This is a genomic window from Paraburkholderia sp. RL17-347-BIC-D (assembly GCF_046027915.1).
In the GTDB taxonomy this organism is placed as follows: Bacteria; Pseudomonadota; Gammaproteobacteria; order Burkholderiales; family Burkholderiaceae; genus Paraburkholderia.
This window is the reverse complement of record NZ_JARESS010000004.1, coordinates 1-23,798: the sequence shown is the minus strand read 5'-3', so window position 1 is coordinate 23,798 and position 23,798 is coordinate 1. Positions and strand designations below refer to the sequence as shown.

Sequence of the window (23,798 nt, the reverse complement as noted above, 5' to 3'; positions counted from 1 at the left end):
TTAATTTGTGGGGCTTTTTTGAGGAAGTGGGATGAACACTAATAGCGTTTATCCAACAGGCGCTGATTCCGGCTGGAAAGAGAGACTGGAAAGCACCAGCCCATGCGGGTTTCCGCTATGTGAGGCTTTCGTCTAACAGCACGGCCTAAAGCTTTTAGCGTGTTAAACCGTTAATCATCCGAATAGGCTTCGTGCTTGAAAAGGAGGCACGTCCGGACTCCGTCCGGATCGTGCTGAATCAGCGTTTGAACGCGGCGATGCGCGCCGTCGCCTCGCGCCATTCGTGTTCGAGTTGGCCCATCAGTTCGGCGGCGCCGACACCTTCGCGGCGGGCGCGGCCCATAGGCGCGCCCTGGCCTGACCAGAGCGAGAGATAGTCGCCGTTTTCCGCACGGCTCGCGGTTTGCCGCAGCTCCTGCGTCAACTCGTTTTGCACTGGATACGGCGCGATCTTCTGCGCCGCTTCGCTCAACCGCCGCATCAGCGGATTGCGTATGCCGCGCGCATGGCGGCCGGTAATCGCGCGCGTGACCGAAGTCGACGTGTCGGACGTGGAGCGCACTCGGGTTTTCCATGCCTGCGGGATCGCGCTCTCGTGACAGGTGAGAAACGCGGTGCCCATCACCGCGGCTTGCGCGCCGAGCGCGAGCGCGGCGACGATGCCGCGTCCGTCCATGATGCCGCCGGCGGCGAGCACCGGCAGCCCGGTTGCGTCGACGAGCTGCGGCACGAGCGCCATCGTGCCGACCAGCGCGTCTTCGAATGCACCGATGAATGTGCCGCGATGCGCGCCCGCCTCCGCGCCTTGTGCGGCAATCGCATCGGCGCCCGCGTCGCGCCAGGCCACACCTTCGGCGGCATGCGTCGCCGTGCCTATTACATATAGACCGTTGGCGTGCAGCCGGGCGACGTCGTCGGCCGGCAGCAATCCGAATGTGAAGCTCGCCAGCGGCACGCGCAATTCGATCAACATGTCCAGTTGCGCGCGGAAGTCCGGCGCGTAGCGTGCGAGCGGTGCGCCCGGCGGCAAACCGAGGTCGTGGCGCAACGGATCGATGGCTTCGAGCGCGCTACGCACCGTCGCATCGTCCGGCGTGGCCGGCTCGAGCACGAACAGATTCACGCCGAACGGACGATCCGTCAGCGCGCGAATCGCCGCGACTTCGCTTGCGATCTTCTCGGGCGAGAGCGCCGCGCCCGCCAGAAAACCGAGACCGCCCGCGTTCGATACCGCGGCGACCATCGCCGGCGTCGTTGCGCCGCCCGCCATTGGCGCCTGCACGACCGGCACACGCAACCCGAAACGCTCCGCAAACGGCGTCACAAAACTGCCTTCACTCATGATGATTTCCTTTCCCGTCAATGCGCTCGCGACATTAGCGAGCCGATACGCTTCAATGTACCGAGGCGGCCCGCACGGGAAAAATGAATTATCGAGAACGTTTCAATCGCCTTACGAGATTTCCGCTTCGCGGGGCCACGCTGCAGGGCGTTTCTTTTGATGGCAAACTGACCGCCCCGCTTCAGGTATTGAAGCCTCTGGTATTCATTCAGACCGACCTCGCGCAGCCGCGCGCGAGTCAATGGAGAGCAACATGAGCACCACTTCCCGATGGATCGACATTCCCGCCGGTAACGACAGTTTCGGCGGCTACCTGGCGTTGCCCAAAGGCGGCAAGGGACCGGCGGTCATCATCATTCAGGAAATCTTCGGCGTGAACAGCCACATCCGTTCGGTCGCGGATCAGTACGCGCAAGACGGCTACGTCGCGCTCGCACCGGACGTGTTCTGGCGCGTGCAACCGCGCGTGGAATTGACGTACGACGGCGCCGATCGCGAGAAGGGCATCGAACTGATGCAGAAACTCAAGGTCGATGAAGCCGTGGCCGATATCGGCGCAGCCGCAGCCGCACTGCGCGCCATGCCGGAAGTGACCGGCAAGGTGGCGGCAATCGGCTTTTGCTTCGGCGGCCGGCTCGCGTATCTGGCCGCGGCGCAAGGCACGCTCGACGGCGCGGTCGCCTACTACGGCGGCGGCATCCAGAACCAGCTCGACGAAGCCGCAAAGGTCAAAGTGCCGATGCAATTTCACTACGGCGAACTCGACGCGCATATCCCGCTGTCGGCCGTCGGTCAGATTCAGGAACGCTTCGCTGGGCGCACCGACGCCGAATTCCACATCTATCCGAATGCCGATCACGGTTTCAACTGTTCGGACCGCGCGTCGTACAACCAGCGCGCCGCCGCGTTGGCACATGGCCGCACGCTGACCTTCCTCGGCGAACGTCTGTAACGCGCGGTTCTAATTGGCGCGCTGATTGCTGCCGCTGTTCGCGACGCTTATCAGCGCGCGTCAATTGCGCTTTTTTGTTGGCGCTTTTCATGTGCGTCAGTAACTCGCGCGCATAACTCAGTTACTCTCTCAAAGACGGCGTGTCTGTGGCACGCCGTCTTTTCCATGTGCGGCCATCAATCCGGGCGACGAAACCTCGCGGCGCGGTTCAGCGCGCGCATGGACCGCCGGCCGGTTCAACACTCGATAGCGAGGGCTCATCCGTCGTGCATTCAGACTATCTCGCTCATGACGCCACCGGCCTCGCCGAATTGATACGCAAGCGCGAAGCAAGTGCGCGCGAGTTGCTCGACATTGCGATTTCACGCACCGAAGCCGTCAATCCCGCGATCAATGCGATTGTCCTGAAGGACTACGACGCAGCCCGTCAACGCGCTTCACGCGACGACGCGAGCCGTGCGAACGGCGCAAACAACGCCGATGGCGTCAGCGCGCAAACAGCGCTGGCCGGCGTGCCCTATCTGATCAAGGACCTCGGCGCGCCGGTCGCCGGACTGCGCATGGCCATGGGCAGCCGCCACTACCGCCACTTCATTCCCACCGAAGACGCCCCGGTGGTCGCGCTGGCGAAAGCGGCCGGCCTCAACATCTTCGCCAAGACCAGCACGTCCGAGCTCGGCCAGATGCCTTATACGGAGCCCGAACTGTTCGGCGCGTGCCGCAATCCGTGGAATCTCGACCATACGCCGGGCGGTTCGAGCGGCGGCGCGGCGGCGGCGGTTGCCGCCGGCATCGTGCCGCTCGCGCATGCATCGGACGGCGGCGGCTCGATCCGCATTCCGGCGTCATGCTGTGGACTCTTCGGCCTCAAACCTTCACGCGGACGTGTGCCGCGTGCGACCGCGGAGGCTGAGGCCGGTGAACTCGGCGTCGATCATGCGGTGTCGCGCAGTGTGCGGGACAGTGCGCTGCTGCTCGATCTGCTTGGCGGCAATGCCGACCGGCCGCTCGGCGCGCCGGGCACGTTTCTGAGCGCGAGCCGCGAGCCGTGCAAACCGCTGAATATCGCGTACGTCACCGAGCCGATGCTCGCACCGTCGCTTTCCGCCGACGCGCGCGCCGCGCTCGAAGACGCCGCGCAACTCGCCAGCTCGCTCGGCCACAACATCGAACCGGTGTCGCTCGGCATAGACTTCGCGGCGGTTCGCCACGCATTCCTCACGCTCTGGTCCGTGACGGCGGAAGATCTGGTGCTGAATGCCGAGCGCATCAGCGGCCGCAAACCGCTGCGCGCCGAATTCGAAATTTCGACGTGGGCGATGGCGCATGTGGGCCGCAAACTCGGCGAGCGCGGCCTGCCCGCCGCGCTCGAAGAACAACGCCGCATCACCGGGCTGCTCACCGATCTGCTGAATCGCTACGACGTGATTCTGTGCGCCACGCTCGCCGCGCCGCCGATCAAGATCGGCGAGATGCAGCCCACGTCGGCGGAACGCATGCAGATGCGCGCCGTCACCACCATGCCTCTCGAAGCGCTGATGAAGAAGGTGCTGATGGAAGCGTCGAACAAGGCGTTCACGTGGGCCGGTTGCACGGAACTGTTCAACCTGAGCGGCCAGCCGGCGATGTCGGTGCCGCTCTACTGGAATGCGCGCGGGCTGCCGATCGGCGTGCAATTTGCCGCGCGCGACGGCGGCGAGGCGACGCTTCTGCGTCTGGCCGCGCAGCTCGAAACGGCACGGCCGTGGTTCGACAAGCGGCCGCCTTTGATACAGGCACGCAACTAGACGAGCGGTTTAGGAGAGGGTGTCGCAGCGAAGTAGCGGAAATGGTCTGCTGCCGGCAGCAAAACCTGATTGAAACTCAGGCGCCGTTCAAGCCGGCTTGCGATGCGCGTCGAGATCCGCGTGGCGCTTGCCTGGAATACAGGCCACCGCGACGATCGACAGCGCCAGTCCGCCCATCACGTAGTAAATCGGCGCGAGCGGCGAGCCGGTGGTGTTGATGAGCCATGTCACGACGAATGGCCCGAAGCCGCCGAACACCATCACCGCGATGTTGTAGGCGAGCGATAAGCCGGTCGAGCGCACGTTCGCCGGAAACAACTCTGCGATCAGCGCGCCGAACGGTCCGTAATAACCGGAGAGCGTGATCGACAGCAACGCCTGCACGAGAATCAGTTTCGACACGCTCGGCTCCGCCGCGAGCCACGCGAACAGCGGATAGATGATCACGAGCGTAATCACCAGCGACCACAACGACAGCCCCTTGCGCCCGATCCTGTCCGACCATGCGCCGGTCAATGGCGACAGCACCGTCAGCAGCAGATTGCCGACGATCACCGCGTAAAACGATTGCGCGTAAGGCAGCTTGAGTTGATTGACCGCGAAGGTCGGCAGATAGCTGATCAGCACGTAGATCGTCACCGTGAGCGCGATCACCGAGCCGAGTCCGCAGAGCACGTCACGGGTGTGAGTTCTGAAAACTTCGCCGAGCGTCGCGCGCCGCGCGGTTTTTTGCGCGAGTAGAAACGCTTCGGAATCCGCGAGATGCCGGCGGATATAAAAGCCGATCGGCCCGATGATCAAACCCAGAATGAAGGGCACGCGCCAGCCCCAGGATTGCAGCGCCTCGGGCGACAGTCCGCGCGTGATCAATGCGCCCACCAGTGCGCCGAGCAGCAGCGCCGCCGCCTGGCTCGCCATCTGCCAACTGCCGTAGAAGCCGCGCTTCGAAAACGGCGCCGCTTCGATCAGCAACGCCGTCGAACTGCCGAACTCCCCGCCGGCGGAAAAGCCTTGCAGCGAGCGTCCGATTACGATCATCAACGGCGCGCCGATGCCGATCGCCGAGTACGGCGGTGCGATCGCCAGCAGCAGAATGCCGAGCGTCATCAGCGCGATGACGAGCGACAACGCCGCTTTGCGTCCCGCGCGATCCGCGTAGAGTCCGAGTACGATGCCGCCGATCGGCCGCATGACGAAAGCGACGCCGAACGTCGCGGTGGCGAGGAGCAGCGACGCATAGTCGTTGCCGGCCGGGAAGAACAACTGCGCGATCACCACCGTCAGAAAACCGAACACGGTGAAGTCGTACCACTCGAGTGCATTGCCGATCACAGCCGCGACGACGGCTCGCGTATGAAGGCTCCTTGACGCTGGTTTCATTCGACTCTCCAGCCTGCCAAAAGTATCCTGTGGTGCGTCGTTTTAGTGCAATGCCGTATTAGCGCGAGCGAGAAAAAAGAGCGCGAGCCGTAGAGGTCGCCTTGGAGTGTAAAGAGCGCACAAGCGGTTTTCAAGCAGCAAAAAGGCGTCTGCCGCGCGGGGTGGCAGACGCCTGAATGACGGGGCCTCGAATGCGCACCGCCATGTTGCGGCGCATTTCGCGCAACACTGAGTGCGTGTGCGGCTGATGGCTAATCAGGCCTTCTTGTTATATGCGCTGCACCAACCCTTGCTCGCGACCTGCTTGCCGGCGAACATCGGACAGCCGCCGTAGGGGTCGGTCGGCTTGGCCTGGTAGAAGCTGCAGTTGCCGCAGTCCTGGCCCGGTGCGTACTTGGCGAATTTCGCCTTGTCGACTTTCGTGGCGTCTTCCTTGTAGCCGAGTGCTTGCGCGGTCGGATCGGATTCGGCGACTTTCGGTGCGTCGGCAAATGCCTGGCGCGACAACGCAAAGGTGGACGCCACACCAATGCTGGTGATCAAAAACGTACGACGGGAAGGTTTCATGGGGACTCACTCCATTTCTATTGAACTGATCGCCGTTCTAGTGACAGCGGTTCTCAAGGATAGCAATGAAGCCGTCGCGCGTGACGGTCCAAATGATAGAGATAACCGAATTGGTACGACCGCGCGGCTGAATGTCGCGCGGAATGCGAATCGATCGCATACGAGGTGAGCACTTTGCGATGAAACACGCGATGCGCAGACCGCGCGCGAGTCGAGGCGCTCGCAGTGAAACCGTTGGCGCGAACCGCGTGAATCACGCGCGTCCGCTCAGCTCGCACACTCGCTGCGCGATCGCAAGCGACGCCGTCAATCCCGGCGACTCGATACCGAACAGATTGACGAGTCCACGCACACCATGCGCGGCCGGACCTTGAATCACGAAGTCGGCAGCGGGTTCGCCGGGGCCGGAAAGCTTCGGACGAATCCCCGCATACGCGGGCTGCAATGCATCGTCCGGAAGCGCCGGCCAATAGGCGCGAATCGCCGCGTAAAACGATTCCGCGCGACGCGGATCGACGTCGTAATTGATCGCATCGACCCATTCGACATCAGGACCGAAACGCGCCTGGCCGCCGAGGTCGATGGTTAGATGCACGCCGAGGCCCGCTTCGTTCGGCATCGGATAAATCAGGCGGCTGAATGGCGCGCGCCCCGAGATGCTGAAGTAGTTGCCGCGCGCGAGATAGAGGGGCGGCACGTGCCGCGCGTCGAGTCCGCGGATCTTGCGCGCCAGTGCGTTCGCCTGCAAACCGGCGCTGTTGATCACGCACGCTGCGCTGATCGTGGTCGGCGCATCGCCGCCCACCTTGATGATGAAGCGGCCATTGCTCGCTTCGATCGCCTGCACCGGCGCGTGAAACGCGCACACGGCGCCGTCGCGTTCGGCGTCGCCCTGCAGCGCCAGCATGAACTGATGACTATCGACGATGCCCGTCTGCGGCGAGAACACCGCTTCGACACATTCGAGCGCGGGTTCGAGTGCTTGCGCCTGGTCGCCGGTGATTCGCATCAGGTCGAGCACACCGTTGTCGCGGCCTTTGGCCATGATGCTTTCGAGCTGAGGAATCTGGTTGCGCGAAGTGGCCACCAGCAATTTGCCGCAGCGTGAATGCGGCACGTTACGCTCGACACAGTAGTCGTAGAGCATCTCGCGGCCGCGCACGCAAAGCCCGGCTTTGAGCGAGCCACGCGGATAGTAGATGCCCGCGTGAATCACCTCGCTGTTGCGCGAGCTGGTGCCCACGCCGATTGCTTCGGCCGCTTCCAGCACGATCACGTCGCGGCCTCGCGCCGCCAGTGCGCGCGCCACCGCGAGACCGATCACGCCGGCGCCGATCACTACACATTCGATTTGGTCCATGTCCCTTGACGCGGCCAACCTCGCCGCGCGCTACCTCGTTCACCCGATCAAGATGAAGACAGGGTGCGGCTGTCGCGTGCCGTCCACCGCTCGCTGCCGAACGCTCCTGTCCATTCGCAACCGCTACGTAAAATTGTACGACGCCGTACAGACACAAATGCCCGCAGTCGGCAATGACTGCGGGCATGCGGTCTTGAGCGGGTCTCAAACGTAGCGGCCGGACTAATTAGTGTACGCCGTCGAGGGTCGCCGCGCTCGCTTCTTCGCGTGGCCGGTGAATGTGACACGCGGCCCGGTCGGGCCGCGGTGCTTGCGGGACGGCCGGGGCTTAGTCCTGCGTGCTGACGCCTCGATGCGCAGCTTCCGCCAAATGGGTCTTTTGCGCGCGCGGCACGGTGTAGCCGCCGACCGCGAGTTCCTGCTGATAAGCCGGCGCGTTCGGATTCAGGCTCAATTGACCGTTGGCGCGAGCTTCGGCCAATTCAGCCTTCACCTGGGCACGGGTCTTCGGACCGTTGTCGGGCGTCGCGCTCACGCTATCGGCTGAAATCGGCGCGTACGGATTCTGGTTCAACTCGCCGGCTGCGCGAGCTTGCGCGACGTCCGCTTGCACTTGCGCGCGGGTCACGCCGCTCGGTTGCGTGTACGTGGCGACTTCGGGACGATACGACGCCGCCGGACCGTAGCCGCTCGCGAACGCCGGTGCGGCGATAGTGGAGGAGAAAAGCAAAGCGAGGGAAGCCGTTCGCATGATGGTGGTTTCCAATAGTCGTTGAATTGGGGTTCTGTGCGTTGCTGAGTGACGTCTGGCGTGTCGCGCGGATGTCATCTCGTTGGGGGCTCAGTTTATTCTCAGACTATCGAAAAGCTAGATCGATTGACTACAACTTAGCATCTCATTAATAGCAACAATTGCCACGGCATTCACCGCGTTTCGGGCACGGATTCCCGGCTTCGGCCATAAAAAAGCCGCCCAGCGGCGGCTTTTCTACGAAAAAGTGGCAAAAATGCTCAAAAACCAATAGGTTTTCGCCGGTTTCCGTGGTCGAGGCGAATGTCGCCGGCTTCGACATGATCCCGCCCATCGATTCGCGCCGCGCCGAAGCCGTTGAGAATCGCGCGGCGCATTTCCCGCGGCGATGCCCGCATCAGCGCATCGAGTGCGGCGTCGCCGAGCACGTCGGGAAAGCGCAGTCCCCAGTTGTGCGCGCAGCGGATCTCGTCGTAGATCGCCTGCGCGATACGGCGCGCGCCGTCGTGATCCGGCGGCGGGATCTCATACACGTTCATCCGGTTCAGGATCGGCTCGGGAATCGAGCGTTCGTCGTTCGCGGTCGCGATCCAGATCACGTGGCCGGCATTGATCGGAATCTCGGCGAACTCGTCGATGAAGGTCTGCGCCGTGTCGTGCTCGAGCAGCGCATACAGCGCGCCGAGCGGATCGTATTGCGAATCGCCAGTGGCCTTGTCGATTTCGTCGACCGCGATCACCGGGTTCGCGTAGCTGCCGTTCACGAGCGCATCGAACACCTTGCCCGGTTTTGCGTTCTTCCACTGCGACGAGGCGCCCGAGAGAATCCAGCCCGCCGTCAACGAACTCATCGCCACGTATTGATACGCGGTGCCGAGCAGGCGCGCCAACTGCTTGGCGAAGTGAGTCTTGCCGATACCGGGGTCGCCGAGCAGGAGGATCGGCATCAGTTCGAGCCTGTCTTCTGTTTCCAGACACAAGGCGACCTGCTTGCGGATGTCGTCGAGCGGCGCGGAAAAGTTGGGCAGCGCGTCGATCAGATCGTCGATCGACGGCATGCGGTTTGGCTTCACGCAAAAGCGCATATTGCCGGTTTTCAGCATCTTTTCGTATGTCGCGCGCAGTGCCTCGTTCGCGCCTTCACCGAGATCGTTCAGCGCGGTCTCGACCTGATCGAGGTCGTACACCCTGCTGAAAGACGCCACGGCGATTTCCTGTTTGACCATTGCTGTTGTCATCGCTCACCCCGTCTGGCTGGTCTTGCTGTTGCGGCGCCTGGTGGGCACCGTTTCAGGTCCAGTGTAACGAGGCTATATTCGCGTGCAAGCCAGCAGTCGTGCCGCTCTGCTGCTAACAGCGGGTTGTTTTTGGGGATTCCCAGCCTTATCTGAAATGGATTGTTGCTGAACCCGGCCCCGTTTGATGTGTCAGAAAGGCGTTGCGCCCATCAGGGGTAAGATGGCCCTCTGGCTACGCTGCCGGATCTCGTGACCGGAGACTTCTTCTATGTGGAAAACCAGTATCGCGGCCGTATTGCTCGGCACGTCGTTGCTTGCGAATGCACAACAAAGCGCACAACAAAGCGCGCAACAACGGCCGGCGCAGCAGGTCGTGCAATGGCAGTTGCAAGTCATGCGCGACGGCCAGCAAATCGACGCGTTCGACGGCACCACTACCGTCGGCCAGGCGCGCACGGACACGCATCACAAGATCGTGCAACATAACGTCGGCTGCAAGGATCAGCCCGCCGGCAGTATCGATCTGGCGCGCACGCTGACCGTCTCGCCGCTGCAGGCGGATGCAAGCGGCGTCACACTGTCGATCGAAGCGCAGGAAACGTTTGAGGAAAACGCCGCGCGGCAAACCGACACCGGCTGCAAACTGCCGCCGCAACCGCGCCAGGTGAGCGCGAGCCATCCGGGTCTGAAGGTGGCGACGGGGCAATGGGCCAGTTGGACCATCGTCGACAAGGACCCGAACCTGGTCTACCGCGTGCGTGCGAGCCTCGCGGACAGCGCAAACACAGCAAACTGATCGAACCGATGCAAAGAACACGCAAGAGAATGCGCAAACAGCACGCGACTAACCGACGCCCCCAACCAGAACACGTGGACAACGCGGCATGCGAAACCCCGAAGAATTGATCCGCGAGAGCGTAGCGCCCAAGGATTTCGTTGCGGTGAGCTGGAACCTGCATAAAGGCCGTACACCGCTCGGCTTTCAGGCCTGGCAAGCCATGCAACGCTGGGTGCAATCGACCCACGCGGACGCCTATTTTTTACAGGAAGCGATGGCGCGGCGCATGCCGTCGCCGGTGCTGGCAAGCAGTTTCGGCGCGCCGCTCTCCGATCCGTTGAGCGACGTCTGGCATTGTCAGGCCACCGAAATCGCGCGCGCGCTCGAACTCGAAATCGCGCTCGGACCGAATGTTTTCAAACCGTCGTGGCGGCATGGCAATGCGATCCTGTCGCCGCATCCGCTCGATCTCGGCGGACGCTGGGACATCTCCGCGCATCGCTTCGAAAAGCGCGGTTTGCTGGTGGCGCGAGCCACCTTCGGTGGTCACTCGGTCACGCTGCTGTGCGCGCATCTTGCGCTCACGCGTTCGGCCCGCTTGCGTCAGATGAACTGGATCGCGCACTGGATCGCGAAGGAAGCGCCTGAAGGTCCGCTGGTGCTGGCCGGCGACTTCAACGACTGGCGCAACGATTCCGTGCCGCTGTTCGGCGAGCATGGTTTGCAGGAAGTGGCCACGCTGCTCGGCGAGTCCGGCCGCACCTTTCCGGCTTTCTCACCCGCACTCGCGCTCGACAAGATGTTCGTGCGCGGCATGAAGCCGATCGAATGGATCCAGCCGACGCAAGAAACCGCGTGGCTCTCGGATCACTTGCCGTATATGGCTCGCTTGCGGGTCGAATAGACACAGACCAAACCACAGGCGCCGCATATTAGTCCTTGTGCGGCGTCCATTTCAGCGTCGCGGCGATCTCCTCGCCCGGCTGCAACACGCAGCCGCCCACGTGCTCACGCATGCCGACCGCGTTGAAAGAATCGGTGGTGTTCGTCACCGGTTCCACGCACAGTTGCGCATCATTGGCCGGCGCGAATATCACCATGTGATCGAACGGCGCATCGGCGGTCATCGTCAGTCGACGGTGTTCGTCGGGCCACGCAATGGTCGCCTCGCGCGACCAGTTCGCAAAGTTGTTGTCGAGATCGAAGGCGTCCGGCGACATGCCTTCGCGCAACGCGGTCACAGCGGGATGCGGGCCGAGATGCGTCGGCAATACGTCGGCGTCGGCGTGCCACATGGCTGCCACGTCGGCGTACACGCGAGTCTGCGCAGTGCGCGGATAGTACGGGTGATGCCCCATGCCGAACGGCATCGGCTGCCCGGCCAGGTTTTGCGCCGACAGCGTAATGTGCAATGCGCCGCCGCTCAACTCGATACGCTGCCGCGCGCAATAGCGAAACGGCCAATCGCCGGGTACGCGCGAATCCGGTTCATGTTCGAAGTGCAGTTCGACCGAGCTTTCGGTACGCGCTCCGACTTGCCAGGGATGCCGCCACGCATTCCCATGCAGCGCATGGCCGAAACGCGTGTCGTTGCCGGCGAGATCGATCGTGCGGCCGTCGAAGTCGAAACGCGCGTCGCGAATCCGGTTGCAGTAGGGAAAGAGCGGAAAGCTCGCCATGCGCAGCGGATCGCGTTCAGCGAAGGCCGCCGGCACGGCCGGCCGCAGCCAATGCAGCGGGCCGTTGGGCGTCGTCTCGTAGAACGCCGCCAGCGCGCCGCCCACTTCGGGCGCAATCACGGCACGCAGCGCGCCGGCCGAGAGCGTGACGACCGTGGCCACGACCGCGGGATCATCGAGCCACATGAGCCCGGTCGCGAGCGGGCGGATCGATTTCAAGGAAACGTCGCGCATGGTCAGAAAAGTCGGGGCCTCAGGCGGATGGCGGCATGAACACGCATCGGTGTCTCCTATGACGTGCCGCGCACAACGCGCGGCCGGCGGACTGTCAGAATCCGCGCGACCGAGAATCGCACGCCAAAGCGCAGTCGTCAATATTATTAGTAATAAATTGCAGGCCTGAGGTCGTGCAAACGGCGATGAAGCTCTCCCAAATGACGGGTTAGCGCGCGTTGCCGCGCGCATATTATTAGTGGTACCGTCAAGCACCGAGATGCCCACGGCATGCCCCAGCTTTAGCGCCGCTCCTGCGGCCCGCACAATGAAAAAATCGACTCAACGCCGTCCGACCATGACCGACATCGCCAAGCTCACTGGCGTGTCGCAATCGACTGTCTCGCTGGTGCTGAACAACGCGACCGGCGCGAAGTTCTCGGAGACTACCCGCAACAAGGTGCTGAAGGCCGCGCACGACCTCGGCTACCGGCTTTCGCTGCGCGAGCCGGTGTCGGCCTCGGCCGATGAACGCAATCTGATCGTCTATCTCGCCGACGAAATTTCCACCAGTCCGCATCCGGTCGTCAACATCGACGGCGCACGCGATGCGGCCTACGCAAGCGGCAAGATGCTGGCGGTCTATTCGACGCACGGCAACGCCGACATCGAGAAGCAGGTGCTGGACACCACGCTGTCGAATCCGCATGTGTTCGGCGTGATTTACGCGACCGTCTATACGCGCAAGGTGACGCCGCCGACGGCGCTGTCACAGGTGCCGACCGTGCTGCTGAACTGCTATACGGGCGAAGGCGGGTTTTCTTCGGTGGTGCCCGCCGAAGTGGCCGGCGGCCATCTGGCGACCGACTATCTGCTGCAAGCCGGACATCGGCGGATCGGCTATATCAACGGCGAGCCCTGGCAGGATGCCTCGAAGGATCGCCTCAAAGGCTACCGCACCGCGCTCGCGACCGCCGACCTGCCCTACGCGCCGGAAATGGTGCGCGACGGCGACTGGAGCTCGGGTCTCGGCTTCGAACTGACGCTCTCGCTGATGCGCGAACCCAATCCGCCGACCGCGATTTTCTGCGCGAACGACCTCACCGCCATCGGCGCGATCGAAGCGCTGAAGCAACTCGGCCTGCGCGTGCCCGAAGACGTCTCGGTGCTCGGCTACGACGACCAGGAAATTGCCCGCCACACGCATCCGCCACTCTCGACGGTCGTGCTGCCGAACTACGAATTGGGGCGCTGGGCCGTTGAGACCTTGCTGCAGGAAGAACACAACCGTGCCGCCGGCGCGCCGGTTCGGCATCGCATGGTCAAACTCGACGGTCCGCTCGTCGAACGCGGTTCGGTCAGGGTAATTACCGAGGCAAAAAAGCCAATAATTAATATTATTAGTGATTGACCGATAATAATTCAGGATGGAATAATCGGCACGTCCGGTGGGGCAGATCAACGCCGGCCGGCAGGAGAAATTAAAAGCAAATACACCTACCTCACCAGGTACTGGAGGAAGACATGGCGTCGCTCAACACGCAGTCGCGCAGTCACGTGCGCAAGCAGCAGATTCGTCCGCTGGCGGGTTCGCTGCTGGCTCTGGCAATCGGTTTCGGTGTCGCCGCCGCGCACGCCGACGACGCGCTGCCGAAGTTATCCAGCAAGACTCCGCTGAAGGTCGGCTTCGCGCAGACCGAAAGCAACAATCCGTGGCGTCTGGCGGAAACCAAGAGCTTCAAGGACATCGCCGCGAAGTGCGGCTGGCAGTTGGTCATGACCGACGCCAACAGCTCGAACTCCAAGCAGGTATCGGACATCCAGAACATGATCGCGCAGCACGTCGATCTGCTGGTGTTCCCGCCGCGCGAAGAAAAGCCGCTTGCACCGGTCGTGCTGCAAGCCAAAAAGGCCGGCATTCCGGTCATCCTGGTCGACCGCGACGTCGATCAATCGGTCGCCAAGGCGGGCCGCGACTACATCACCTTCATCGGTTCGGACTTCATCGATCAGGGCCATCGCGCCGCTGACTGGCTCGTCAAGGCGACTGGGGGCAAGGCGAAGATCATCGAACTCGAAGGCACCACCGGCGCGTCCGCCGCGAACGATCGCAAGAAGGGCTTCGACGAGATCATCGCGAAGAATCCGGGCATGACGATCATCGCGTCGCAGAGCGGCGACTTCGCGCGCGACAAGGGCCGCCAGGTCATGGAAACGCTGCTGCAGGCGCATCCGGACGTGACCGCCGTCTACGCGCACAACGACGAAATGGCGCTCGGCGCGATCGCCGCGATCAAGGCTGCCGGCAAGCAGCCGGGCAAGGACATCCAGATCGTCACGATCGACGGCACCAAGGGCGGCATGGACGCGATCGCGGCCGGCGAACTCGGCGCGAGCGTGCAGTCGAGCCCGTTCTTCGGCCCGCTCGCCTGCGACGTCGCACAGCGTTACGCGAAGGGCGAAAAGATCCCGACGTGGGTCAAGGTGTCCGACAAGTTCTACGACAAGAGCAACGTGCAGCAGAACATGCAGTACGGCTATTGATGGCTAAGCGCCGCTGTATGCGCGGTCTTGAAGTTTGAGCGCTGCGCTGTAGCAGAGCGTCCACGCGCTCCGGCGGCGCCCCGAAGAAGGAAGTCGCCCCGCCCGAAGTAAGTTCTGTTTGAAACATCGGGGGTCCGGGGATTGCTTTGCAGGACGTCCCCGCCCCGAATCTGTCTCCTCGGGGGGCGGGCGGCGGGAAGGGTTCGGAGCGACGCGTTCGTGGCAGCACGAGCCGTCGCTTCGCTTTTATGCGGCGTAACATGGTCCGGCGACACCGCCCGCATCTGAGCCCGAACGAAAGGCCGCACCGGCTCGCACGTGCAATGCATGGCGCGCACGCGGCAAATCAGGCAGCACACGCATCAGGAGGACACCCGTGACGGAATCCGGCAAAGAGACGCCACACTCTCCCCTTACCCGTTCGCCGCTGCTCGAGATGCAGGACATTGGCATCAGCTTCGGCGGCGTACCCGCGTTGCGCGCCGCCAATCTGAGCGTCGCCGCCGGCGAAGTGCATGCGCTGATCGGCCAGAACGGCGCGGGCAAATCGACCATGATCAAGATCCTGACCGGCGCGTATCGGCGCGGCTCGGGAAGCGTGCGCTTCGAAGGCCGCGAGGTCGATTTCCGCACGCCCAAGCAAGCGCGCGAAGCCGGCATCAGCACGATCTATCAGGAGATCAATCTGGTCCCGTTCCGCTCGGTGGCGGAGAACATTTTCCTCGGCCGCGAGCCGCGCCGGTTCGGCTTGATCGACTGGCGCGCGGTGCAGCAACGCGCCGCCGCACTGCTCGAATCATTCGGTTTGCAGATCGATGTGAAGAAACCGGTCGGCCGGTATTCGACCGCCATCCAGCAGATGGTGGCGCTTGCGCGCGCGGTGTCGTCGGATGCGAAGATGGTCATCATGGACGAGTCCACTTCATCGCTCGACGAACGCGAGGTGGAGTTGCTTTTCACCGTGGTGCGCAAGCTGCGCGACGACGGCCGCGCGGTGATCTTCGTGTCGCATCGGCTCGACGAGCTCTATGCGCTGTGCGACCGCGTCACCGTGATGCGCGACGGCCAGACCGTCGCGCAAAGCACGATGGCAGACATGGACAAACTGCAGCTCGTCACGACGATGCTCGGCCGCACGCTCGCCGCCGTCGTGCAGGACGACGCCGACGCGCGCGAAGCGAACCTCGCGCGGCGCGGCAAGCAGATGATTGCGGCGACACAACTGAGCGCGCATCCAAAGGTGAGCGACGTCTCGCTCGAAGTGCATGCGGGCGAAGCAGTCGGTCTCGCGGGCCTGCTCGGCTCGGGCCGCACGGAAACCATGCGGCTGATGTTCGGCGCCGATCCGCTGGAGCAAGGCTCGCTCTCGATCGGCGGCGAAACGGTGGCGCTGAAGTCGCCACAGGACGCAATTGCGCGCGGCCTCGCGTACCTCACCGAAGACCGCAAGGCCGAGGGCATCGTCCCCGAACTCTCGGTGCGCGACAACCTCACGCTCGTCTGTCTGCGCACGCTGGCGAAGAACGGCGTGGTCGACGTGAAGAAGCAGCAGGCGATCGTCGATCGTTTCATTGCGTCGCTCGGCATCAAGCTGCGTTCCGCTGATCAGCCGATCCGCGAACTGTCGGGTGGCAATCAGCAGAAGGTTTTGCTGGCGCGCTGGCTCGCAGCCGAGCCTTCGCTCTTGCTGCTCGACGAACCGACGCGCGGCATCGACGTCGGCGCCAAAGCAGATGTGGCGAAGATCGTGCGCGAGTTGCGCGACGCGGGCCTCGCCGTGCTGCTGTCCGCCTCCGAACTGGAGGAGCTGACCGCCGTGGCCGATCGCGCGGTGGTGATCCGCGACGGCCGCACGGTCGCCGAACTGAACGGCGCCGACATGAGCGAGAGCGCGATCATGGACGCCATCGCCTACGGCAGCGACGGCCATTCGCAACTGGCCGAAGCCGCGCAAACGGCAAACGCCGCACACATCGAAGACGCGTTGGAGGGCGACCGTCATGGCGCTTAAGTTGCACACGGAATCGTTGCATACCGAGCCGCGGCTCGGCGAAACCGCCCAGCAGATGACGGCCGCGCCGCCCGCCGCCCCAGCAACGACGGTGCGTAAATGGCGCCATCTCGCGATGCAGCGGGAAGTCATCGTCCTGCTCGCGATGGTGCTCTTCAATCTGATCTTCACGCCGCACTTCTGGTCGCTGCAAACCTTCAACGTCAACATGACGCAGGTGGTGACGATCGTGATCGTCGGCATCGGCATGACGCTGGTGGTGGCGACCGGCGGCATCGATCTGTCGGTGGGCGCGTCGATGGCGATCTCCGGTGCGCTCGCGCCGATGCTGTTCCTGAACATTGCCGGACCCGGCGGCATTGCGCTCGCGTTCGTGCTGCCGGTGCTCGCCGCCGCGCTGTGTGGCGTCTTCAACGGCTTGCTGGTCACGAGGTTATCCGTGCAGCCGATTGTCGCGACGCTGGTGCTGTTCATCGCCGGACGCGGCATCGCGCAAGTGGTCACCGACGGCAGCCTGCAGGCGTTCAACACGCCCGCGTTCCAGTGGATCGCGCTGGGCAAGGTTGCAGGCGTGCCCTTCCAGGTGCTGCTGATGCTGGCGCTGGTCGCCGTATTCGTGTGGGTCGTGCGCAAGACACTGTTCGGCCAGTATCTGCTGATCACCGGCGGCAACGAAAAGGCCGCCTATCTATGCGGGGTGCCGACGGCCACGGTGAAGCTGATCGCCTACACGCTGTGCGCTGCGCTCGCGGGACTGGCGGGGCTGATCTCGATCTCCGTGAATTCGTCCTCGGATGCGAACGTGGTCGGGCTCGGCGTCGAGCTCGATGCGATCGCGGCAGTCGCCGTCGGCGGCACGGCGCTCACCGGCGGCAAGGCGTATATCGGCGGCACGCTGATCGGCGCGCTGATCATCCAGTTGCTGCGCTACACGCTGCTCGCGCACGGCATTCCCGACGCGGCGGCGCTGGTGGTGAAGGCCGGCATCATCGTCGCGGCGGTTTATGTGCAGCGGCGCTCGCGCTAAGTCTCGCTAAATCACGCGCCTCAGAGAAAATTCCGGACTTGAAGCGATGAAAAAGAATCTTCCTATCCTGCTCGCACTGGCCGCGCTCGTCGTATTCGGCCTCGTGCGCTACGAGCATTTCGGCTCGGCGTACAACATCACCTCTTTCTGGCGCTACAACTCGATGTTCGCGCTCATCTCGGTCGGCATGGCGTTCGTGATCATCACGGGCGGCATCGACCTGTCGGTGGGCACGGTGGCCGCGCTGGCGAGTGTCGTCGCCGCGCTGACCAGCGTCTACGGCGGCTGGGTCGCCGTGCTGGCAGGATGCGCCGCGGGACTCGCGGTCGGCGTGCTGAACGGATTGATCATCACGCGCCTGAAAATCCTGCCGTTCATCGTCACGCTCGCGACGAGCCTCGGCGCGCACGGCGTCGCGCTGCTGCTCGGCAAGAACGATGCGGTGTCGATTGCCGCCGATTCGAACTTCGGCAACTTCGGTCAAGGCGATCTGTTCGGACTGCCGATTCCGGGCCTCGTCGCTGTCGTGGCGGCGTTAGCCGGCTGGCTCGCGCTGCGCAGTACGCGCTTCGGCCGGCATTCGCTGGCGATCGGCGGCAGCGAGGAAGCCGCGCGGCTGATGGGCCTGAACGTCGACCGCACGCTCGTGATGGCCTATGCGGTGAGCGGCCTGCTCGCCGGCATGGCGGGCGTGATCCTCGCCGCGCAGTTCGGCGCGGGACAACCGAACGAAGGCGTCGGCTGGGAGCTGTTCGCGATCTCGGCGGTGGTGCTTGGCGGCACGCTGCTTACGGGCGGTGAAGGCTCGATCGCGATGACGATTGCCGGCGTGTTGTTGCTCGGGCTGGTGTTCAATCTGCTGAACTTCGAGAACGGGCTGGGGTTTATCAGCTTGTCGGCGTATTGGCAGTCGGTGATTCGAGGCGTGTTCCTCCTGCTGGTGATCGTGTTGCAGGCTCGCGTGCTGAAGCAGCGCGGGAAAAAGCGGGTCGTGGCTGCGGCGTGACTGGCTGATTCACGCTGAACGGTCGATCGATGCGGCGAGAGCTCGCGGCGGTCTTGTGCTCACTTTCATGAGCATCGAGGTAATCAAAGCGGAAAACGCCAGAATCCTTACTAAAACTGGGATTCCGACGTTTTTATCAATCATCCGAATGCCTTTGTGTACCAACCTATCACGGTCAGAACGGGCCCGATAGAAACGCCGTCGCGCGCACGCCGCGCAGCTCGCCGCGTTCCGTTTCCTCACCGTTCATTACGCTTTTGCCAGTTTTATCAGCAGGGTCAATGCTGCAGCGCATGGCGGGTTTCGGTATCATCCTGAAAATGTTGCCCGCGCGGCGCGCCTACCCGGCGCATCCCGGACAACCGATGGCAGCCGCCCTGCGCGACATTCGCCCATCGCCGCACCCCTGCTGAAGCGCGTAGCCGCACCACGCCAACGTATTCCGCGGCGCCGATCGCAAAGACAGCCGGCGCCGACGCTTCCAGGTCCGGTAACCCGCTTCACCACGCTCAACCGCGGCGTCGCAGCCCTCAGGCAGCGGGCGCGGTAAAATAGCGGAATGCGCGTGATTCCCGTATGGGTTAGCGCAGCATCGCCCTTGCCGTGCCGGCCGGCTCAAAACGACTGGCCGCCTTTGTTTTCGCACTATCCAAGAAGCCATGAGCAACCTGAATTCACAAACCGTCCTGAGCGTCCATCACTGGACCGATACGCTTTTCAGCTTCACCTGCACGCGCGATCCGTCGTTCCGTTTCGAAAACGGCCAATTCACGATGGTGGGCCTCGAAGTCGACGGCAAGCCGCTGATCCGCGCCTACAGCCTCGCGAGTGCGAACTACGAAGAGCATCTCGAATTCCTGAGCATCAAGGTGCAGGACGGCCCGCTCACGTCGCGTTTGCAGCATCTGAAGGTCGGCGACGAAGTCCTGATCGGCAAAAAGCCGGTCGGCACGCTGATGGCCGACAACCTGCTGCCGGGCAAGACCCTGTGGCTGTTGTCCACCGGCACGGGGCTCGCGCCGTTCATGTCGATCATCAAAGATCCGGATATCTACGACCGCTACGAGCGCGTCGTGCTCACGCACACCTGTCGTTTCGTCGACGAACTGGCCTACAAGGAATACATCACGGATCACCTGCCGGCGCACGAACATCTGGGCGAGCTGGTTCAGGAAAAGCTGCTGTACTACCCGACGGTCACGCGCGAAGCGTTCCAGAACCGCGGTCGTATCACCGAGCTGATCGAAACCGAAAAGCTGTTCGCCGACCTCGGCGTGCCGGGTTTCTCGCTCGAAAACGACCGCATCATGCTGTGCGGCAGCCCGCACATGCTGCGCGACACGCGCAAGCTGCTCGACGAAGCGGGCTTCCAGGAAGGCAGCAACAACGCGCCGGGCCACTACGTGGTCGAAAAGGCCTTCGTCGGCTAAGTCACGGTCCGAAATTCGCGGCCCGCGCCGCGGAATCAGCAAAAGGAGCCTTCGGGCTCCTTTTTTTTCGCAGTTACAATTTGGCGTCCTCGGACTGACATTGTGCGTCGGTATTCTTCCTACAAAGCGGGCGTTGCAAATCATCAACCATTGCGTGAAATGTAGGCGCTAACCCTTGGTGGAACTGCATTTTTTCTTTTAGTGAGATATCATCGCGGCGCATCATCAGTCAAATTGACACGCCTGTCGTGGCACACCCGCCATGTTACTGAATGTAAATTTCGTTACTTCACACCGTAGCGATTCGGCCGTTGCGTCCTAAGCGCGACGGCCTGCACCTGGAGGCCAGAGACCCACATGCGTTCTTTCGTCTTCGCGCCGCCGATGCGCATCCGCTTCGCTGTCCACAGCGCTTCCTGAGAGGGAAAGTCATGGATACGTCGACTGTCGTCCCGTTCACCGCCCCGCTTCCATCGTCACCGGCACGTGACGGATTCGACGCGTCCGTCGCGGCCGAGCCCGTTGCGCTCGCTTCGTCGGCCGAACGGGAACTCGCGCGGCTGCGCGCCCGGGTGCGCGAACTCTCGGCCGAACTGGTTCAGGCGCAGGAAGCCGCGTGCCGCCATGTGGCGCGTGAACTGCACGATGGCGTGGGTGCCGAACTGACGGCGACGCGTTTCGCGCTCGCCGGCGTCGAAACCTGGCTGCCCGCCGATGCGCCGCCGCAGTGCGCCGCCGCGCTCGCCGTGGCGAACCGGTCGCTCGACGCCGTCTGCGAGGCCAGCCGTCAGGCTGTCGCGGAACTGCATGCGCCGTCGCTCGAGGCCGGCATTGTCGGCGCGCTGGCCCACTGGACCGGCGACTTCGCCGCGCGCACGCAACTGCGCACGAGCTTCGTGTGCGCCGCCGACGTGCGTCTGACGCGCCTGCCCGCCGACGCCGCGCTCGCCGTATTCCGCGTCGCGCAGGAAGCGCTGAACAATATTGCCAAGCACGCGCGCGCCGAATCGGCCGACGTGCGCATCGAAACCAGCCGCCGTCACCTCACGCTGATCATCAGCGACGACGGTGTCGGCGTCACGCGCAACGCCCGCAGCCGCCTTGGCCATTTCGGCCTGAGCGGCATGCAGGCGCGCTGCGCGGCGTTCGACGGCACGCTGCGCGTGAGCGCACGGCGCGCCGGTCAGGAGCGCGGCGAGAGCGGCAACGCGTCGCGCGGAACCCTCGTGCGCGCGCGCTTTGCCTGGGACGCGATGCTGGCGCACGCGCCGCGCGCTGCTCGACACGCGCTGCAATCGTGAGTACGCCATCATGAGTCTGCGCATTCTGCTCGCCGACGACCACGCGGTGGTTCGCCAGGGCGTCCGCCAATTGCTGCTCGACCGCGGCGTGGCGCGCGAAGTCACCGAAGCGCAAAGCGGCGCGGAAGCGCTCGACGCCGCCGGCCGCCACAGCTATGACGTGGTGCTGCTGGACATTTCGCTGCCCGACATGAACGGCGTCGAAGTGCTCAAACGTCTGAAGCGCAAGGCGCCGCGCGTGGCCGTGCTGATGTTCTCGATGTACCGCGAGGACCAGTACGCCGTGCGCGCATTGAAGGCCGGCGCCGCCGGCTACCTGTCGAAAACCGTCGACGCCGCGCAGATGATCGGCGCGATCAAGCAGGTCGCGGCGGGCCGCAAATACGTGAGCCCGGCGATGGCCGAAGCGCTCGCCGACTACGTTTCCTTCGACGGCGAACAGTTGCCGCACGAAAAGCTTTCCGACCGCGAGTATCAGACGTTATGCATGCTCGCGTCGGGCAAGCGGCTGACGGATATCGCCGTGGCGCTCTCGCTGTCGGTGAAGACGGTCAGCGTCTACCGCACTCGGCTGCTCGAGAAAATGAAGCTGCGCAATAACGCCGAGCTGACGTTCTATGTGATGAGCAACCGGCTCATCGATCTGAATCCGGCGATGGCGGGCTGACGTCCCTTCGACGCCAGCGCGACTCTGTGTCGCTGCATAGCTCGGCCTTGCCGCGACTCATTTGCAAGAGAGCGATTCCCGTCCGGTTGGCCACGCATCAAGCTAAAGCCTTGCGGCCATTGCCTGTCCGGCGGACAAAGGTGCCGCTGGAATCGTCTCTGCCGGGGATTTTCAGCCCGGCGCATCGGCCCTGAAAAGCACGTCCCAAAATGGTGCAAGGTCATGCATCCGCTAAAATCGCGGGTTTCCCGACATTCGGCGCGCAACACGCGTGCACTACTGGAGACCCCGCCAATGTCCCTGTTTCGCAAAAAGAGCGTCGAGCACATGATCGCCGCGAGTGCTCAGAACGCCGGCTTGAAGAAAGCGCTCGGTGCGCTCGATCTGACCTTCCTGGGTGTAGGCGCCATTATCGGCACCGGCATTTTCGTGCTGACCGGCACGGGTGCCGTGCAGGCCGGCCCGGCGCTGATGATCTCGTTCCTGATCGCCGCTGTCGCCTGCGGCTTCGCTGCGCTCGCCTACGCCGAATTCGCCTCGACGATTCCGGTGGCCGGGTCGATCTACACCTACTCGTATGCGACGCTTGGCGAACTGGCCGCGTGGATTATCGGCTGGGACTTGATGCTCGAGTATGGGCTGGCCACCTCGGCGGTGTCGGTTGGCTGGTCGGGTTATCTGCAATCCTTGCTGTCGGGCTTCGGCGTGTCCTTGCCGGTCGCGCTGACGGCCGCGCCGGGCGCGTTGCCAGGCCATGACACGCTCTTTAACCTGCCCGCCTTCCTCGTGATGATGGCGATCACCGCGCTGTTGTCGGTCGGCGTGCGCGAGTCGGCGCGGATCAACAACATCATGGTCGCGATCAAGGTCGTCGTGGTGTTGCTGGTGATCGGCGTGGGCGTGTTTCACGTGACGCCGGCCAACTGGCATCCGTTCATGCCGAACGGCTGGAACGGCGTGTTCGGTGCGGCGGCGGTGATGTTCTTCGCGTTCATCGGCTTCGATTCGGTGTCGTCCGCGGCGGAAGAGGTGAAGGATCCGAAGCGCGATCTGCCGATCGGGATCATTGCGTCGCTGGGCGTTTGCGCGGTGTTGTACGTGGCAGTGGCTGCCGTGGTCACCGGCATCGTGCCGTCGGCGCAGTTCGCGAATATTTCGCACCCGGTGTCCTATGCGTTGCAGGTGGCGGGGCAAAAGTGGGTGGCGGGTTTTATCGACCTCGGCGCCGTGCTGGGCATGCTGACGGTGATTCTGGTGATGGCTTATGGGCAGACGCGGGTGATTTTTGCGATGTCGCGGGATGGGTTGTTGCCTGCTCGGCTTTCGAAGGTGCATCCGCGGTTTGCTACGCCGTTTTTTACGACCTGGCTCGTTGGGATTTTCTTTGGGTTGATCGGGGCGCTCGTGCCGTTGAATGTGTTGGCTGAGTTGATCAATATCGGTACGTTGGCCGCGTTTTCGATGGTGTCGATTGCGGTGCTGGTTTTGCGGAAGACGCATCCGGATTTGCCGAGGGCGTTTCGGTGTCCTGGGGTGCCGGTTGTGCCGGTTTTGGCGGTCGCTTCCTGTCTGTTTTTAATGGTTAACCTTCAGGGGATTACCTGGGTGGCGTTTGTGGTTTGGTTGCTCATTGGGATGGTTATCTATTTCGGCTATTCTCGGCGGCATTCCAAGTTGAGCAAGTGATTTTTTTGCCTGCTTATTGGCTGTTTTTTTTGCCCATGGTCTTTGGGGTGTTGGCCTTTCCTTGAATTCATAGTGGTCC

At 63.3% G+C, this 23,798-nt stretch carries 20 protein-coding genes; 13 read left to right on the top strand and 7 right to left on the bottom strand.

Going from position 1 to position 23,798, the window contains the following annotated elements; translation table 11 throughout:
* Positions 1-238 precede the first annotated feature (238 nt).
* On the bottom strand, positions 239-1,342 hold the full coding sequence (locus tag P0D96_RS07385) for an NAD(P)H-dependent flavin oxidoreductase (protein WP_408312720.1): 1,104 nt from the start codon (positions 1,340-1,342) through the stop codon (positions 239-241).
* Positions 1,343-1,595: 253 nt separating this feature from the next.
* On the opposite strand from P0D96_RS07385, the gene P0D96_RS07380 reads away from it, so the two are divergent.
* Together P0D96_RS07380 and P0D96_RS07375 are read left to right on the top strand one after the other, a co-directional pair.
* A complete protein-coding gene (locus P0D96_RS07380) occupies positions 1,596-2,294 on the top strand; it encodes a dienelactone hydrolase family protein (RefSeq protein WP_132376350.1) in 699 nt (232 codons plus the stop codon).
* 266 nt (positions 2,295-2,560) lie between these two features.
* Positions 2,561-4,081 (top strand): amidase, encoded by a 1,521-nt coding sequence (locus P0D96_RS07375; RefSeq protein ID WP_408312717.1) that lies wholly within the window; start codon positions 2,561-2,563, stop codon positions 4,079-4,081.
* 87 nt (positions 4,082-4,168) lie between these two features.
* On the opposite strand, the gene P0D96_RS07370 is transcribed toward P0D96_RS07375, so the two are convergent.
* From P0D96_RS07370 to P0D96_RS07350, 5 genes are all read right to left on the bottom strand, one after another.
* Positions 4,169-5,461, bottom strand: coding sequence for an MFS transporter (locus tag P0D96_RS07370; RefSeq protein WP_408312714.1), 1,293 nt, complete (start codon positions 5,459-5,461; stop codon positions 4,169-4,171).
* A gap of 255 nt (positions 5,462-5,716) precedes the next feature.
* Entirely contained in the window at positions 5,717-6,028 is a 312-nt protein-coding gene (locus P0D96_RS07365; protein ID WP_132376353.1) for a high-potential iron-sulfur protein, read from the bottom strand.
* Positions 6,029-6,281: 253 nt separating this feature from the next.
* Positions 6,282-7,388 (bottom strand): NAD(P)/FAD-dependent oxidoreductase, encoded by a 1,107-nt coding sequence (locus P0D96_RS07360; RefSeq protein WP_408180399.1) that lies wholly within the window; start codon positions 7,386-7,388, stop codon positions 6,282-6,284.
* A 328-nt stretch (positions 7,389-7,716) separates the two neighbouring features.
* A complete protein-coding gene (locus P0D96_RS07355) occupies positions 7,717-8,139 on the bottom strand; it encodes a DUF4148 domain-containing protein (RefSeq protein WP_408312711.1) in 423 nt (140 codons plus the stop codon).
* Positions 8,140-8,399: 260 nt separating this feature from the next.
* Positions 8,400-9,377, bottom strand: a complete 978-nt coding sequence (locus P0D96_RS07350; RefSeq protein WP_132376356.1) for an AAA family ATPase — start codon at positions 9,375-9,377, stop codon at positions 8,400-8,402.
* Between the two features lie 268 nt (positions 9,378-9,645).
* Between P0D96_RS07350 and P0D96_RS07345 the strand changes: the two genes are divergently transcribed.
* The gene (locus P0D96_RS07345; protein WP_132376357.1) at positions 9,646-10,173 is read left to right on the top strand and encodes a hypothetical protein; all 528 of its coding nucleotides are present in this window, start codon (positions 9,646-9,648) and stop codon (positions 10,171-10,173) included.
* Between the two features lie 88 nt (positions 10,174-10,261).
* Positions 10,262-11,059: an endonuclease/exonuclease/phosphatase family protein gene (locus P0D96_RS07340; protein ID WP_408180397.1), complete on the top strand. Its 798-nt coding sequence runs from the start codon at positions 10,262-10,264 to the stop codon at positions 11,057-11,059.
* Positions 11,060-11,087: 28 nt separating this feature from the next.
* On the opposite strand, the gene P0D96_RS07335 is transcribed toward P0D96_RS07340, so the two are convergent.
* Entirely contained in the window at positions 11,088-12,068 is a 981-nt protein-coding gene (locus P0D96_RS07335; RefSeq protein WP_408312708.1) for an aldose 1-epimerase, read from the bottom strand.
* Positions 12,069-12,405: 337 nt separating this feature from the next.
* Between P0D96_RS07335 and P0D96_RS07330 the strand changes: the two genes are divergently transcribed.
* The 9 genes from P0D96_RS07330 (at position 12,406) to bcaP (ending at position 23,719) form a co-directional block, all read left to right on the top strand.
* Complete coding sequence (locus tag P0D96_RS07330; protein WP_132377006.1) at positions 12,406-13,458, top strand: LacI family DNA-binding transcriptional regulator; 1,053 nt, start codon at positions 12,406-12,408, stop codon at positions 13,456-13,458.
* Between the two features lie 113 nt (positions 13,459-13,571).
* A complete protein-coding gene (locus tag P0D96_RS07325) occupies positions 13,572-14,591 on the top strand; it encodes an ABC transporter substrate-binding protein (protein ID WP_132376360.1) in 1,020 nt (339 codons plus the stop codon).
* 436 nt (positions 14,592-15,027) lie between these two features.
* The gene (locus P0D96_RS07320; protein WP_408180462.1) at positions 15,028-16,602 is read left to right on the top strand and encodes a sugar ABC transporter ATP-binding protein; all 1,575 of its coding nucleotides are present in this window, start codon (positions 15,028-15,030) and stop codon (positions 16,600-16,602) included.
* Positions 16,592-17,629 carry an ABC transporter permease gene (locus P0D96_RS07315; protein ID WP_408248592.1) on the top strand — a complete coding sequence of 346 codons (1,038 nt, stop codon included), beginning with the start codon at positions 16,592-16,594 and terminating at the stop codon, positions 17,627-17,629. The genes P0D96_RS07320 and P0D96_RS07315 overlap by 11 nt, the downstream gene beginning before the upstream one ends.
* A gap of 46 nt (positions 17,630-17,675) precedes the next feature.
* The gene (locus P0D96_RS07310; protein ID WP_132376362.1) at positions 17,676-18,635 is read left to right on the top strand and encodes an ABC transporter permease; all 960 of its coding nucleotides are present in this window, start codon (positions 17,676-17,678) and stop codon (positions 18,633-18,635) included.
* A gap of 659 nt (positions 18,636-19,294) precedes the next feature.
* Entirely contained in the window at positions 19,295-20,065 is a 771-nt protein-coding gene (locus tag P0D96_RS07305) for a ferredoxin--NADP reductase (RefSeq protein ID WP_132376363.1), read from the top strand.
* Positions 20,066-20,496: 431 nt separating this feature from the next.
* Positions 20,497-21,366 carry a sensor histidine kinase gene (locus tag P0D96_RS07300; protein ID WP_408312703.1) on the top strand — a complete coding sequence of 290 codons (870 nt, stop codon included), beginning with the start codon at positions 20,497-20,499 and terminating at the stop codon, positions 21,364-21,366.
* Positions 21,367-21,376: 10 nt separating this feature from the next.
* Positions 21,377-22,033 carry a response regulator transcription factor RqpR gene (gene rqpR, locus P0D96_RS07295; RefSeq protein ID WP_408180392.1) on the top strand — a complete coding sequence of 219 codons (657 nt, stop codon included), beginning with the start codon at positions 21,377-21,379 and terminating at the stop codon, positions 22,031-22,033.
* Between the two features lie 294 nt (positions 22,034-22,327).
* Positions 22,328-23,719: a branched-chain amino acid transporter BcaP gene (bcaP, locus tag P0D96_RS07290; RefSeq protein WP_408289784.1), complete on the top strand. Its 1,392-nt coding sequence runs from the start codon at positions 22,328-22,330 to the stop codon at positions 23,717-23,719.
* The last annotated feature ends 79 nt before the right edge of the window (positions 23,720-23,798 follow it).

Excerpts from the sequence above, each read along its gene's own strand:
- P0D96_RS07385 (WP_408312720.1), bottom strand. The coding sequence starts at position 1,342 with ATGAGTGAAGGCAGTTTTGTGACGCCGTTTGCGGAGCGTTTCGGGTTG.
- P0D96_RS07380 (WP_132376350.1), top strand. The coding sequence starts at position 1,596 with ATGAGCACCACTTCCCGATGGATCGACATTCCCGCCGGTAACGACAGT.
- P0D96_RS07370 (WP_408312714.1), bottom strand. The coding sequence starts at position 5,461 with ATGAAACCAGCGTCAAGGAGCCTTCATACGCGAGCCGTCGTCGCGGCT.
- P0D96_RS07365 (WP_132376353.1), bottom strand. The coding sequence starts at position 6,028 with ATGAAACCTTCCCGTCGTACGTTTTTGATCACCAGCATTGGTGTGGCG.
- P0D96_RS07360 (WP_408180399.1), bottom strand. The coding sequence starts at position 7,388 with ATGGACCAAATCGAATGTGTAGTGATCGGCGCCGGCGTGATCGGTCTC.
- P0D96_RS07355 (WP_408312711.1), bottom strand. The coding sequence starts at position 8,139 with ATGCGAACGGCTTCCCTCGCTTTGCTTTTCTCCTCCACTATCGCCGCA.
- P0D96_RS07350 (WP_132376356.1), bottom strand. The coding sequence starts at position 9,377 with ATGACAACAGCAATGGTCAAACAGGAAATCGCCGTGGCGTCTTTCAGC.
- P0D96_RS07345 (WP_132376357.1), top strand. The coding sequence starts at position 9,646 with ATGTGGAAAACCAGTATCGCGGCCGTATTGCTCGGCACGTCGTTGCTT.
- P0D96_RS07340 (WP_408180397.1), top strand. The coding sequence starts at position 10,262 with ATGCGAAACCCCGAAGAATTGATCCGCGAGAGCGTAGCGCCCAAGGAT.
- P0D96_RS07335 (WP_408312708.1), bottom strand. The coding sequence starts at position 12,068 with ATGCGCGACGTTTCCTTGAAATCGATCCGCCCGCTCGCGACCGGGCTC.
- P0D96_RS07330 (WP_132377006.1), top strand. The coding sequence starts at position 12,406 with ATGACCGACATCGCCAAGCTCACTGGCGTGTCGCAATCGACTGTCTCG.
- P0D96_RS07325 (WP_132376360.1), top strand. The coding sequence starts at position 13,572 with ATGGCGTCGCTCAACACGCAGTCGCGCAGTCACGTGCGCAAGCAGCAG.
- P0D96_RS07320 (WP_408180462.1), top strand. The coding sequence starts at position 15,028 with ATGCAGGACATTGGCATCAGCTTCGGCGGCGTACCCGCGTTGCGCGCC.
- P0D96_RS07315 (WP_408248592.1), top strand. The coding sequence starts at position 16,592 with ATGGCGCTTAAGTTGCACACGGAATCGTTGCATACCGAGCCGCGGCTC.
- P0D96_RS07310 (WP_132376362.1), top strand. The coding sequence starts at position 17,676 with ATGAAAAAGAATCTTCCTATCCTGCTCGCACTGGCCGCGCTCGTCGTA.
- P0D96_RS07305 (WP_132376363.1), top strand. The coding sequence starts at position 19,295 with ATGAGCAACCTGAATTCACAAACCGTCCTGAGCGTCCATCACTGGACC.
- P0D96_RS07300 (WP_408312703.1), top strand. The coding sequence starts at position 20,497 with ATGGATACGTCGACTGTCGTCCCGTTCACCGCCCCGCTTCCATCGTCA.
- rqpR (WP_408180392.1), top strand. The coding sequence starts at position 21,377 with ATGAGTCTGCGCATTCTGCTCGCCGACGACCACGCGGTGGTTCGCCAG.
- bcaP (WP_408289784.1), top strand. The coding sequence starts at position 22,328 with ATGTCCCTGTTTCGCAAAAAGAGCGTCGAGCACATGATCGCCGCGAGT.